The 11,763-nt window shown below is 44.9% G+C and carries 11 protein-coding genes; 6 read left to right on the forward strand and 5 right to left on the reverse strand.

The annotated features are described in order from the left end of the window. The first annotated feature begins 4 nt into the window (after positions 1-4). From CH376_RS01080 to CH376_RS01095, 4 genes are read left to right on the forward strand one after another with little or no spacing between them, the layout of a single operon-like run. On the forward strand, positions 5-1,768 hold the full coding sequence (locus CH376_RS01080; RefSeq protein WP_100783783.1) for a phospho-sugar mutase: 1,764 nt from the start codon (positions 5-7) through the stop codon (positions 1,766-1,768). Then, positions 1,765-2,985, forward strand: coding sequence for an aspartate aminotransferase family protein (locus CH376_RS01085; RefSeq protein WP_100783784.1), 1,221 nt, complete (start codon positions 1,765-1,767; stop codon positions 2,983-2,985). The genes CH376_RS01080 and CH376_RS01085 overlap by 4 nt, the downstream gene beginning before the upstream one ends. A gap of 17 nt (positions 2,986-3,002) precedes the next feature. Then, positions 3,003-4,079, forward strand: a complete 1,077-nt coding sequence (gene leuB, locus CH376_RS01090) for a 3-isopropylmalate dehydrogenase (protein ID WP_100783785.1) — start codon at positions 3,003-3,005, stop codon at positions 4,077-4,079. A 14-nt stretch (positions 4,080-4,093) separates the two neighbouring features. Next, positions 4,094-4,501 (forward strand): response regulator, encoded by a 408-nt coding sequence (locus tag CH376_RS01095; RefSeq protein WP_100783786.1) that lies wholly within the window; start codon positions 4,094-4,096, stop codon positions 4,499-4,501. On the opposite strand, the gene CH376_RS01100 is transcribed toward CH376_RS01095, so the two are convergent. Continuing rightward, positions 4,498-5,199 carry a purine nucleoside phosphorylase YfiH/LACC1 family protein gene (locus CH376_RS01100; protein WP_100783787.1) on the reverse strand — a complete coding sequence of 234 codons (702 nt, stop codon included), beginning with the start codon at positions 5,197-5,199 and terminating at the stop codon, positions 4,498-4,500. The two genes, CH376_RS01095 and CH376_RS01100, sit on opposite strands and share 4 nt — an antisense overlap. A 91-nt stretch (positions 5,200-5,290) precedes the next feature. Between CH376_RS01100 and CH376_RS01105 the strand changes: the two genes are divergently transcribed. Together CH376_RS01105 and mutS are read left to right on the forward strand one after the other, a co-directional pair. Then, a complete protein-coding gene (locus CH376_RS01105; protein ID WP_100783788.1) occupies positions 5,291-5,941 on the forward strand; it encodes a phosphoribosylanthranilate isomerase in 651 nt (216 codons plus the stop codon). Continuing rightward, the gene (gene mutS, locus CH376_RS01110; protein ID WP_100783789.1) at positions 5,938-8,484 is read left to right on the forward strand and encodes a DNA mismatch repair protein MutS; all 2,547 of its coding nucleotides are present in this window, start codon (positions 5,938-5,940) and stop codon (positions 8,482-8,484) included. The genes CH376_RS01105 and mutS overlap by 4 nt, the downstream gene beginning before the upstream one ends. On the opposite strand, the gene serB is transcribed toward mutS, so the two are convergent. The 4 genes from serB to bioB form a co-directional block, all read right to left on the reverse strand. Beyond that, positions 8,467-9,348 carry a phosphoserine phosphatase SerB gene (serB, locus tag CH376_RS01115; protein WP_100783790.1) on the reverse strand — a complete coding sequence of 294 codons (882 nt, stop codon included), beginning with the start codon at positions 9,346-9,348 and terminating at the stop codon, positions 8,467-8,469. The genes mutS and serB overlap by 18 nt on opposite strands. Positions 9,349-9,358: 10 nt before the next feature. Continuing rightward, positions 9,359-10,105 carry a GDSL-type esterase/lipase family protein gene (locus CH376_RS01120; RefSeq protein WP_100783791.1) on the reverse strand — a complete coding sequence of 249 codons (747 nt, stop codon included), beginning with the start codon at positions 10,103-10,105 and terminating at the stop codon, positions 9,359-9,361. 7 nt (positions 10,106-10,112) lie between these two features. After that, complete coding sequence (locus tag CH376_RS24135; protein ID WP_000875511.1) at positions 10,113-10,289, reverse strand: hypothetical protein; 177 nt, start codon at positions 10,287-10,289, stop codon at positions 10,113-10,115. Positions 10,290-10,670: 381 nt separating this feature from the next. Then, positions 10,671-11,735, reverse strand: a complete 1,065-nt coding sequence (bioB, locus tag CH376_RS01130; RefSeq protein ID WP_100783793.1) for a biotin synthase BioB — start codon at positions 11,733-11,735, stop codon at positions 10,671-10,673. Positions 11,736-11,763: the final 28 nt, after the last annotated feature.

The following is an 11,763-nucleotide window of genomic DNA, read 5'->3' on the forward strand; positions in this document are numbered from 1 at the left end:
AACTATGAATCATGCTGAATCCTTGATCCTTTCCTGGACTAAAGATCCATTCTCCACAGAAGCTCGCAAAGAAGCGTCGGCCGCTCTTGAAAAATTCAACAAGGGAGAATCCGGTCCAGATGTCGAAGCCTTTTGTGTTCCACTTGAGTTCGGCACCGGTGGAATGCGCGGTCGTCTCGGAAACGGAATCGGAAGGATGAACGAATATACGGTCGGTCGAGCGGCCCTCGGCTTTGTCGGTTATCTTGCCAAAAAGAACAAGAAGGCTTCCATCGTCATCGCGTATGATTCCAGAAGAAGATCCCGGGAATTTGCGGAAGTCACCGCCGGTATCGCCGCTTCTTTGGGCGTGAAAGTCGTGCTTTTCAAGGAAGTGACTCCGACTCCTCTTCTTTCCTATGCGATCCGTTATTACAAAGCGAGCGGCGGGGTCGTCATCACAGCTTCTCACAACCCGCCGGATTACAACGGTTTCAAAGCATATCTTGCGGACGGCGGGCAACTCGTGCCTCCGGACGACAAAAAAATCATATCTCAAATCGAATCCGTTTCCGATTGGAAAAAGATCCCCATTCTTTCTCCCAAAGACGCTCTTTACAAAAAGTTCGTAAAGTCCGCAGGAAAGGATTGTTTCAGCTCCTACAAAAAGGAACTCGCAAAAGCGGGAATCGTATCTCCGATTCTAAAATCGAAAGATCGTTCCTCTATGAAAGTCGTCTATTCACCGTTACACGGAACGGGCGGAAAATCGATGAAGGAACTTTTAAACGGTTTCGGTTATAAAAACCTGTTCTTGGTGCCAGAACAAAAAGATCCGAACGGGGAATTTCCCACCGTAAAATTTCCGAACCCGGAAGAACCCGAAGCGATGGAACTTTCTCGGAAATTTGCGATCCTGAAAGACGCGAACGCCTTTATCGCCACCGATCCCGACGCCGATCGTCTCGGAATCGGCGTTCGAAACGGAAAAGGGAATTACGTCCTTCTAAACGGGAATCAGATCGGCTCGATCATGGCGGCTTATCTCTGCGAGCGTTATGCGGCATCCAAAAAGAAAAAAAAGGCCGTCCTTGTCAAAACGATCGTAACCACGGATCTGCAGGAAGTCATCGCTAAGAAAAACAAAGTGAAATACAAAAACGTACTCACCGGTTTTAAATTCATCGCGCAGGTGATGGCGAAACTCGACAAAAGTAAATCGGATTTCTTTTTATTCGGCGGAGAAGAATCCTTCGGTTATCTTCCGGTCTCTTTTGTGAGGGATAAGGATTCTCTTTCTTCGGCGCTTCTTCTTCTCGAAATTCTTACCGAAAAAAAAGACCTACTCGCTTATATGGACGAGATCTATCTTCGTTACGGGCTCTTCCAAGAAAGTCTGCAATCCCTAACCTTGGAAGGAAGCGTCGGCAAAGAAAAAATTCGGAAATCTTTGGAATCCCTAAGGACAAGCGACCTTTTGGGAAAACAGATACATCAGAGAAAGATCGTCGGTATTCTCGATTACAAAACGCAGACTGCGAAGGGAAGCGCTTCCAAATCCGCTTTCACGGGTTGTCCTTCTTCGGACGTTATTCAAGTGATTCTCGAAGGCAACGCGAAACTCACGATTCGACCTTCCGGCACCGAACCTAAGATCAAGATCTATTCTTCCTTTCAAAGTCTTACGACTCTCAAGTCCAAGGAAGAAATTCGATCGTTAACTGCGGGGCTTCTTTCCGAGATCAAAGCCTCAGAGGAAATATTTTTAAAATTGGCGGGGCTTACATGAACGACACAGAAATTCAAAAGGAACTTTTTCAACACACAAAAGAATTGGCCGATCATTATTTGATCAACACCTATTCCAGATACAACGTCGCCTTCCGTTATGGGGTCAACGAACTCTTATTCGACTATGACAACAAACAATACATCGATTTTCATTCCGGAGTGGCCGTCACAAATTTGGGGCACGCGGATCCGGACATCATCGAGGTAGTTCGTTCCCAAGCGGACAAACTCTTTCATACCTCCAATCTATTCTACTCCGAGGAAGCGGCTAACCTGGCTGAACTTTTGATTCTCAATTCGTTTCCGGGAAAGGTATTTCTGACGAACTCCGGAACCGAAGCGATCGAAGGCGCGTTCAAACTCGCGCGGAAATACGCGTATTCCAAAAACATTGTGGATCCGATCATTCTTTCCCTCGACAAAAGTTTTCACGGAAGATCGGTTTCCGGGATGAGTTTGACCGGTCAGGATAAGATCCGGAAGGGTTATGGAGAACTTCTCAAAGGAATCGAGTTCGTCGAACCGAACAACGACGAAGCTCTCGTATCCGCTTTCGAAAGATATCAGGGAAGAATCGTAGCTCTTCTTGTGGAACCGATTCTCGGAGAAAGCGGAATCATTCCTTTGACGAAAAACTTTCTCACTCTTTCCAGAGAATTGACCGCGGAAAACGACGCGTTACTCATCTTTGACGAAATCCAAACCGGGATGGGAAGAACGGGAACGTTATTCGCCTTTGAAACTATGGGTTTTAGCCCGGACGCGATGACTCTCGCGAAAGGACTCGGCTCCGGTTTTCCGATCGGCGCCTTGATCGTGGGCGAAAAATATCAGGACCTTTTCACGTTGGGATCCCACGGTTCCACGTTCGGAGGAAATCATCTCGCCGCTGCGATCGCCTATGAAACAATTCGAATCATTCAAACCCGGGAAATTTTAAACAACGTAAACGTCTGTTCGGACGTGGCGTTTTCCAGACTGAACGAGATGAAAGGAAAGTATCCGGTGATTCGGGACGTAAGAGGAAAAGGACTTCATATCGGAGTAGAATTGGCGGTTCCATCCAGACCGGTCGCAGAAACGATGTTGGAGGCGGGACTAGTTGTCAATGCAACGGCGGATAACGTGATCCGGATCATGCCACCCCTTACGATTTCCACGGACTTTCTCAATCAAGGTCTGGATATCTTCGAATCCGTAATCAAACAAAACTAACAAGGATCCAAAAAAGAATGAAGAACGTAGCTGTACTTTCCGGAGACGGAATCGGTCCGGAAGTAATGGAGGTAGCACTCTCCGTTTTAAAAAAAGCCCTCGGCGCAAAAGCTTCCGAGTTTAACTTTAGAGAAGGTTATGTGGGCGGAATCGCAATCGACAAAACCGGACATCCGCTTCCGCCGGAAACCCTCAAACTCTGCGAAGAATCGCAAGCGATTCTTTTTGGAAGCGTGGGCGGACCGAAATGGGAAACCCTTCCACCGGAAAAACAACCGGAACGAGGAGCGCTTCTCCCGCTTCGCAAACACTTCGATCTTTTCGCCAATCTCAGACCCGCGATCATTTACCCCGAATTGAAAAACGCCTCGCCGGTTCGCGCGGACATTATCGGCGAAGGACTCGACATTCTGATCTTAAGAGAATTGACCGGGGGAATCTACTTCGGACAACCGAAAGGAAGAGAAGGATCCGGACAGGAAGAATTCGCTTACGATACGATGAAATATTCCAGAAGGGAAATCGAAAGAATTACCAGAGTAGCATTTCAAGCGGCTCGCAAAAGAAATAATAAAGTGACAAGCATCGACAAGGCAAACGTCTTGACGACTTCCGTTTTTTGGAAAGAAGTTGTCGTCGATCTGCATAAGAAAGAATTTTCGGACGTCCAATTGAATCATCTTTACGTGGACAATGCGGCGATGCAGTTGATCGTAAATCCGAAACAATTCGACGTGATTCTTTGTGAGAACATGTTCGGGGACATTCTTTCGGACGAGGCGTCGATCATCACCGGCTCCATCGGAATGTTGCCTTCGGCTTCTCTTTCGGAATCCGGATTCGGATTGTACGAGCCCTCCGGTGGTTCGGCTCCGGATATCGCCGGAAAAGGCGTAGCGAATCCGATCGCTCAAGTTTTGAGCGCGGCCTTGATGTTACGGTATTCTTTTTCCATGGAAGAGGAAGCGGCTAAAATTGAAACCGCAGTTCGCAAGACGATCGCGACCGGAAAAAGAACGAGAGACATCGCAGAAGTCGGATCTACGGTCGTTGGAACGAAAGAAATCGGCCAGATAATCGAATCCTTTCTCTAAAAAGAGGTTAATGTATGAAAGCAGGTGTGGCTCCCAACGGAAGACCTTATCAGGTATTGATTGCTGAAAATTCAAGATTTCAGGCCAAACAATTGGCTCAGATTTTGGAATCGGAAGGATACCAGGTGATCGGATTCGCGGAAAACGGAAAAGAACTCGTAAAACTCTACGACCAACATCGATTGGTCGATTTGATCACGTTGGATCTAAATCTTCCCGTAATGGACGGATTTGCAACGTTCTTTGAGATTAAAGAAAAGGGAGTTCTGCCGAGAATTGTGCTCGTTTCAGAGGAGAACACGCCTGCGGTTCTCAAGTATCTCGTAGACGAAGGCGCGATGGATTACATTCCAAAGCCGGTAAAAAGGGAAAAGGTGTTGGAAAAAATCAACGCCGCGATTAAGAAAATTCCAAAAGTCTAATCTTGCTTCCAAATCAGATTCAGATTTCTTCCCTCGTCTTTCCTGCGATGACTGAAGAAATCCGAATCTTTTTCCATCGTGCAGATTCCTGAAGATTCGAGTTTTACTCGAATCCGATTCTTATCCAATCGATAACGGACAAAGGTATCCAAATCCAAAAAACTTTTGTCGTTGCCCGCAGGTTTCAAACAATCCTCCAATTCGGAACGGAACAAAGACGCGACGTCCTCTCCCACTTCGTAACGCAACCCGCTTGCGCAAGGCCCCAAAAAACCGAAAAGAGAACCGTCGCTTCTTTCCTCTTCGGAAAAATGCCGAAGAACGGTTTTCTCTGCAATTCCGGCTAACGTTCCTTTCCAACCGGAATGAATCGCTGCGTATTTACCGCTTCGAGAAGACCAAAAAAAGATCGGCATACAATCTGCGGTTTTGATGCAGAGAATCCGATTGGATTCTTCTCCGATACAAGCGTCCGCCGTAGGAAAGGAAAAAGACGGAATTTCGGAAGAATCGAGAATCGTATCTCCGTGAACCTGATTCAAAAGATAGATGAAAGATTCGTCCGATCCTGTTCGATTCGTAATTTCCGTTCTCTGAGAATTCGGATCCAGAGATAGATTCGGGAGTTCTTTTTTTCCCAAGATCAAAATACGAATCTTTTTACCGTCTGCGATCGGGAAGGAATGAGAAAGGGCCATCGAAACCGAAAGTAAATTCTACCCGGAAACTGACGACCGTTAAAGTACGTGATCTACAGAAACCCCTCTCTCAAACTGGAAAAACAGATTTATGAAGCCTAATTTCATTCCAAAAACAAGGGTAAAGATCTGCGGAATCAGAGATCTTGAAATCGCAAAAATTTGCAAAGAAGAAGGCGCCGATTTTATTGGACTCAACTTCGCACCGTCCAGTCCGAGAAAGATCGACATAGCGAATGCAAGAAACATCGTACAATTCTATCAGAACCAAAATGATTCTCCAAAGGTTGTTTTACTTTTTTACAAAAATTCTCCGGAAGACATTCGAACGATTCGAAACTCGGTTCCTCACGATTACGTCCAGTGGGTTTGGGACGATCCCGAAATCGATTCCTCAAATCGAAACGAGATTCTCGGTCAAAATCAAATCTGTTCGTATCGCGTCAGCGAACCGATCGAAGACGATGATTTAAAAAATATCCCCGGTGAATTTTTGATCCTGGACAGTTATTCCAAGGGCGCCGGCGGAGGAACCGGAGAAAGTTTTAACTGGGACTTCGTTTACAGAATCAAAAGAAAGTTTTTACTCGCGGGAGGTTTGAATCCGGAAAACGTGGCTTCTGCGATTGCAAAAGTGAAACCCTTCGGAGTCGACGTCGCGAGCGGAGTGGAATCTTCTCCGGGTCAAAAGGACGCGCAAAAAGTAATCGATTTTATCAGGAACACAAAGTCAGTCTCATGAGTTTAGAAACCACAGGAACTTCCGCGGAATATTGGAGCGACCTCGCAGACGCTCTCAACACTCCGATGATGAAACAGTTTCTCGCAATCAAGAAGGATTTCCCGGATACGATTCTATTTTTTCGTATGGGGGATTTTTACGAAATGTTTTTGGAGGATGCGAAAGTCGCCTCTTCGATCTTAGACATTGCTCTTACCAAAAGACAAAATGCGGTGCCCATGTGCGGGATTCCGTATCATTCAAAGGACAATTATATTTCCAGACTTTTGAGCGCTGGCAAGAAGATCGCGATCTGCGAACAATCCAAATCGGACGACCCGAGTTCCAAACTTATGACCCGAGACGTAGTCCGAATCATAACGCCCGGCACCGTGATCGAGGAGAATCTTCTTTCCGGTTATCAGAACAACTACCTCGCCGTTTTACATCTCAAAAAAAGTCTCGTCTACTTTGCGATGGCCGACTTTTCCACTGGAGAATTGTTTTATTCCTCGGCGTCGATCACGGGATTGGAACGACTGATCGCGGAACTGGAAAAATTTCGTCCTTCCGAAATCTGCGTTCCCAAAGGTGAAGTTTCCTTTTTCAAGGACCTTGAATACTTTAAGAATCTTGAATTTACTCTTTTGCCGGATCAATCCGAAACTACGGAAAAAGATCCGTTCCACATTCTTTCCCTCTATTTAAACGAATACATACGGGAAACCTATCGAGACAACAAACTCGTCTTAAGAGAACCTCGTATTTTGAGTTCCGGAAAATTTTTAGAAATGGATCGCGAGACCATTCTCAATCTAGAACTTGTCGAAAACGAAAAAGAGAAAAATCATACCCTCTATTCCATATTCAATTTTTGTAATACTGCAAAAGGAAAACGGCTTCTCAAACAAAGAATCTTATTCCCGGAATGTGACCCTCTCATACTCTATTCCCGTTGGGAAAAACAGGACATTCTTTTAAAGGCAGTTCTTGCCCCTTTCGTATCCGCTCTGAAAGACATCGGAGATCTGGAAAGAATTCTCACTCGATTCCGGGGAAATCACGCCTATCCGCGAGACTTTAGAACGATCTTAAATTCGATCGGGACAGGAATCAAAATCAAAAAAGAATTGGAAGCGCTCTCTTATCCGTTTTTGATTCCGATGGAAAGATTGCAATCCATCGCAGAGTTTATCGATTCCAAACTGAATCCGAACGACGACCTACCGGTAATTCTGGGAAACGGCCCGTTTTTACGTTCCGGATTCTCCGCAAAACTGGATAAGGCCAGAGAGGCCGGCGTAAAGGGAAAAGATTGGATCTTGGAATTGGAGACCGAGGAAAAGAAAAGAACCGGTCTAAACACATTAAAGATTCGTTATAATAAGATCGTAGGCTATTTTATCGAAATTTCCAGAGTTCAAGCCGAACAGGCGCCAAAGGATTATCTTAAAAAACAAACGTTAGTGGGAAGCGAACGTTTTACGACTCTCAAACTCGAAGAGATAGAAAGAACCATTCTGGAAGCCGATGAGATCATTCAGGAAATCGAAAGAGCCGAATTCAACGGAATGGTGGAGGAAGTTCTCAAGTATTCTTCTTTTCTTTTGGAACTTTCGGAGGAGATCGGGGATTTGGACTTTCAGATTTCCACTCTGACTGCAAAGGATAAATTCGGTTGGATACGGCCTCAACTTTCCGAAGACCGTACTTTAGAACTCGTTGATTCCAAACATCCGGTTGTGGAAGCGACTCTTCCGCCCGGTCAGGAATTTACTCCGAATTCTCTCTATTTGGATACTCAGGATAAAGCGATCGCCGTCCTAACGGGTCCGAACATGGCCGGTAAATCGACTTTTATGAGGCAAATCGCGCTCAATCAGATTCTTTTTCAGATGGGAACATTTGTTCCGGCGAAGTCGGCGAGATTGTCGATCGTCGATAAACTTTTCACCCGTATCGGAGCCGGAGACAACCTCACGGCCGGAGAATCCACATTCTACGTCGAGATGAAAGAAACCGCGAATATCCTCAATCATTGCACGGAAGATTCTTTGATTCTTTTTGACGAAGTCGGTCGAGGAACTTCCACATACGACGGGATGAGCATCGCCTGGGCGATCTTGGAATATCTTTCCTCTCTTTCGATCAAACCGAAAACGATCTTTGCCACCCACTATCACGAACTCACGGAACTTTCCCGTCTGAGCGGAATTTTCAATCTTTATCTGGAAACTCTGGAGAAGGACGATAAGGTTCTTTTCTTACGAAAGGTTCGCGCTGGAAAAGCCAAAAAATCGTTCGGGATTTACGTCGCAAAGATCGCGGGCGTTCCGGAACCGATCGTCAAACGCGCGGCGGAACTTCTCATAGAACTCGAATCTAAAAAGAAAGAAATTAGAATCCAAGAAGCGCAGCCGATGTTATTTGCGGAAACTGAAAAAAAGGATATTCGCTGCGAAACGGAAGAATCGATTCTTAAATTGAAACTGGAAGAGATGACTCCGATCGAAGCGCTCAAAACGCTCGAAGACTTTCAGAAAAAATTACGAAAACAAAAATAACAAAACATCCATCGGAGCGCAGTCGACCCAATTCGTGATCAACTTTTTGAGACCGTCTTTAGCATGAAAACCGATTCCGATTCCGGCTTCGTTTAACATCAGAGCGTCATTGGCTCCGTCTCCGACTGCGACAACTTGGGAAGAATCAATTCTTTCACGATCCCGGATCTCTTGTAAGAATTCGAACTTCTTGACCTTGTCTACGATTTCGCCGGTTACAAATCCTGTGAGAACTCCATTCTCTCTTTCTAATACGTTTGCGCGGACTTCCCCGATTCCGTGTTCGCGTCGAAACATTTCGAGAATGTCCGTAAAACCCCCCGAAAAAACCGCGGTCCTAATTTCCTTTTCCTTGAGACCGAAAAGAAGTTTTTCCACTCCCAGATTGAGACTCAACTTTGGATACAATTCTTCGAAGATCGAAGCGGGAAGTCCTCTGAGATGAAGACATCTTTTTTTGAGCGCTTCGTGAAAGTCCAAGTTTCCTTCCATCGCCTCTCGAGTCACCGAAGCGACTTGGTCGTAAACGCCTGCGAGCCTAGCGAGTTCGTCGATCACTTCCTCTTGAATGAGAGTGGAATCCATATCGAACGTGAACAAAGTTTTCTTTTTGGGATCGAGCAAACGATCCACCTGCAAAAGATCCGAATTCTTATCCGCAATTTTTTTCCGCAGATCGAATAGTTCTTTTGCATCCAGCTTTTTAGAAATTTTCCACTCGATACAGCTCCAATAACCGTTTGTTCGAATCGGTGCGGAGGAAAGAAGAAACCTTTCTTCGGAGTCGAGGGAAACAAAACTTCCCATTCCCAATAGGATTTCTCTGCGAATTTCTTCCGGATTTTGAGTAAGAATTAAGAGCAAGGTGGTGAACCTATTGTAGATACGGAGTGAGAATCGGTTTTAATTTTTGAACCCAGATCTTATACGCGTTTTCGTTCAGATGAATCTTATCTTTTTCCAGCCAGAATTCCTGTCTCAGAGTCGGTCTTTCTTTTTCTCGGAGCCATTGCCAATTGTCTAAGAAAATCACATTTTTATAACCTTGTGCGATCGAGATCCAGGTTAGATTGATAACGGGAGAAACGGTGTTGATACTTTGGGTGCGCACGGGTGGAATTCCGAGAACGACTACCTTTAGGTTCGGGTTGAACTGATAGATTTTTTCTAAAATTTTTCCGAGGTTTGATTCGATAACGTTCAAACACTTTCCTTGGATCAAATCGTTACCGCCGATTTCCAAAACGATCGCCTTCGGATTTAAAAAGAATACGTCCTCTTCGATTCTTTCCAGAAGGAGTTCGGTAAGATCGCCGCCGATGCCGCGATTTACGGATCCGGGAAACTCCTTTCCCATCAAGTCGCTCGGAAACAACTGAATCAAAGAATTTCCTACAAAGACGACGTTTGCGGTTTTGATCCTAAGATTTTCTTCACGGTAAATTCCGCGCATCGTTTTCCAGAGAGAACGATACTGTTCGAATTTTTCCGAGGATCGATAGCCGGCTCCAGACCAACATTCGAAGTCGGAACTGGAGTAATCTGTATATGTTTTTTTAATCAGGACTGAGCAGGAGGTAAAAAGAGAAAGCAAGGAAAGAGTAAAGAGATACCTTACCAAGGTCCGATCACTGCTCCTGAGGTTCTTTCATGTGAAAACGTTTGTGCCAATCTGCGATCTGAGCTTGGAGGTAATCTTCAGAATCGCAAATTCTAAACTCGATCGGATTGTTGGAAGCAGTATCAATGAGCTTGGCTTCTATATAACCGTTCTTCAGCTTATTGATTTCTATTTTGTATTTCATCCATTAACTCCAGTAATGTCAGATTTTTAGATGGATTCAGGCTTTCAAACCGATTCTAAAAAAAATGAACTTACTCTTTCTAAAATTTTAAAAAAGAATAACCCCTGGTTCCGACATTTCCAAATTGTATTTCAATTTTTTTCTTCAGTTTTTTTGAACAACAAGGCGCATAACGTATTCTTGTTCGATAAAAAAGAAATTTCCTTTTCGCTTAGTATCTAAGACCAACCATTTTCGATTTTTCTCTGTTACACGGAGAATCGTCAAAAAAGGGACACGTACTTAACAATCTATACTGTGTTCAGACTCAATTTAATAAAAAAAAGTTGCTGGGAAAGCGTAAAAAATACCCAAAACACCTTTTTTTCAGGAGAAAAACCCTTAGGACTTTTTAAATTTATACAGCTCAGGGAAGTTTTTTTCAGAATAAAGCGCTTCCATTTCCGAGTCTTCCGGAAGCACTCCTCCATCCGCGAGTTCCGGGAAAAATCCGGCGTCTCGAATCATTCCAATCGTTTCCACCATATCCGATCCTTTCACGTTCAAGTAACCGGATGAGAATAAAGAATTCGCCGCAAAGAGGGCCATAGCCGATAAACTTCTGAGATGTCCTTCCCTTCCCGCCGCGATCCGAATTTCAGAGTCGGGATTTACCAAACGGAAAAGACAAAGAATTCTTACGCAAAGTTCCGGAGTCAGCACGCTCGGATTTTTGATCGCGTGACCTTTGACTGGAATGAAAAAATTTACCGGTATCGAAATCACGCGAAACGTTTTGAGTTCAAAGGCGACATCCACGATGTCGCGCAGAGTCTCTCCCATTCCTACGATCACGCCGCTGCACATTCCGATTCCTGCTTTTGATACGGAACCTAGGGTTTCCGCTCTCTGCGCGTAAGTATGAGTGTCGCAGATTTCCGGATAATGATTTTGAGAAGTATTTAGATTGTGGTTGTAACGATCGAGCCCGGCCGCTTTTAAAAGTTGAGCCTTGTCTTCGTCCAAAAGTCCCGCTGAAAGACAAACCTTCAGACCTAATTCGTCCGTAATTCTGCGGATTGTGGAAGCCAGTTTTTCTGTCGTAGGGCGATTCGGCCCGGTGCCCGAGGTCACCATACAAAATCGATACGCCCCATTCTCCTTTGCCTTCACCGCATCTTCGTAGATTTCGGTTTCGGATTTCATCGGATATTCCTGCACTCCCGAGTTTGCGTTCTTTCTTTGTGCGCAATAGCCACAGTCTTCGGGACAATGACCGTTTTTGATATTATCTAAGATATGAATTCGAACCTTGTTTCCGTAATAACGATTTCTTTCTTGAAAGGCCCGGTCCAGACAGTTTGTAAGCGGAAGAGTTCCATCGAGAATTTCCAGAGCCTCTTCTTTTGTGATTACGCTTGGAACTTCGGAGAATATTTTTTCGACAGTATTGAGTGTTGCAGACATTCTTCAGACAGGTTCGAGGGTGGGAGTT

Source organism: Leptospira adleri (genome assembly GCF_002811985.1).
In the GTDB taxonomy this organism is placed as follows: domain Bacteria; phylum Spirochaetota; class Leptospiria; order Leptospirales; family Leptospiraceae; genus Leptospira; species Leptospira adleri.

Excerpts from the sequence above, each read along its gene's own strand:
- CH376_RS01080 (WP_100783783.1), top strand. The coding sequence starts at position 5 with ATGAATCATGCTGAATCCTTGATCCTTTCCTGGACTAAAGATCCATTC.
- CH376_RS01085 (WP_100783784.1), top strand. The coding sequence starts at position 1,765 with ATGAACGACACAGAAATTCAAAAGGAACTTTTTCAACACACAAAAGAA.
- leuB (WP_100783785.1), top strand. The coding sequence starts at position 3,003 with ATGAAGAACGTAGCTGTACTTTCCGGAGACGGAATCGGTCCGGAAGTA.
- CH376_RS01095 (WP_100783786.1), top strand. The coding sequence starts at position 4,094 with ATGAAAGCAGGTGTGGCTCCCAACGGAAGACCTTATCAGGTATTGATT.
- CH376_RS01100 (WP_100783787.1), bottom strand. The coding sequence starts at position 5,199 with ATGGCCCTTTCTCATTCCTTCCCGATCGCAGACGGTAAAAAGATTCGT.
- CH376_RS01105 (WP_100783788.1), top strand. The coding sequence starts at position 5,291 with ATGAAGCCTAATTTCATTCCAAAAACAAGGGTAAAGATCTGCGGAATC.
- mutS (WP_100783789.1), top strand. The coding sequence starts at position 5,938 with ATGAGTTTAGAAACCACAGGAACTTCCGCGGAATATTGGAGCGACCTC.
- CH376_RS24135 (WP_000875511.1), bottom strand. The coding sequence starts at position 10,289 with ATGAAATACAAAATAGAAATCAATAAGCTGAAGAACGGTTATATAGAA.
- bioB (WP_100783793.1), bottom strand. The coding sequence starts at position 11,735 with ATGTCTGCAACACTCAATACTGTCGAAAAAATATTCTCCGAAGTTCCA.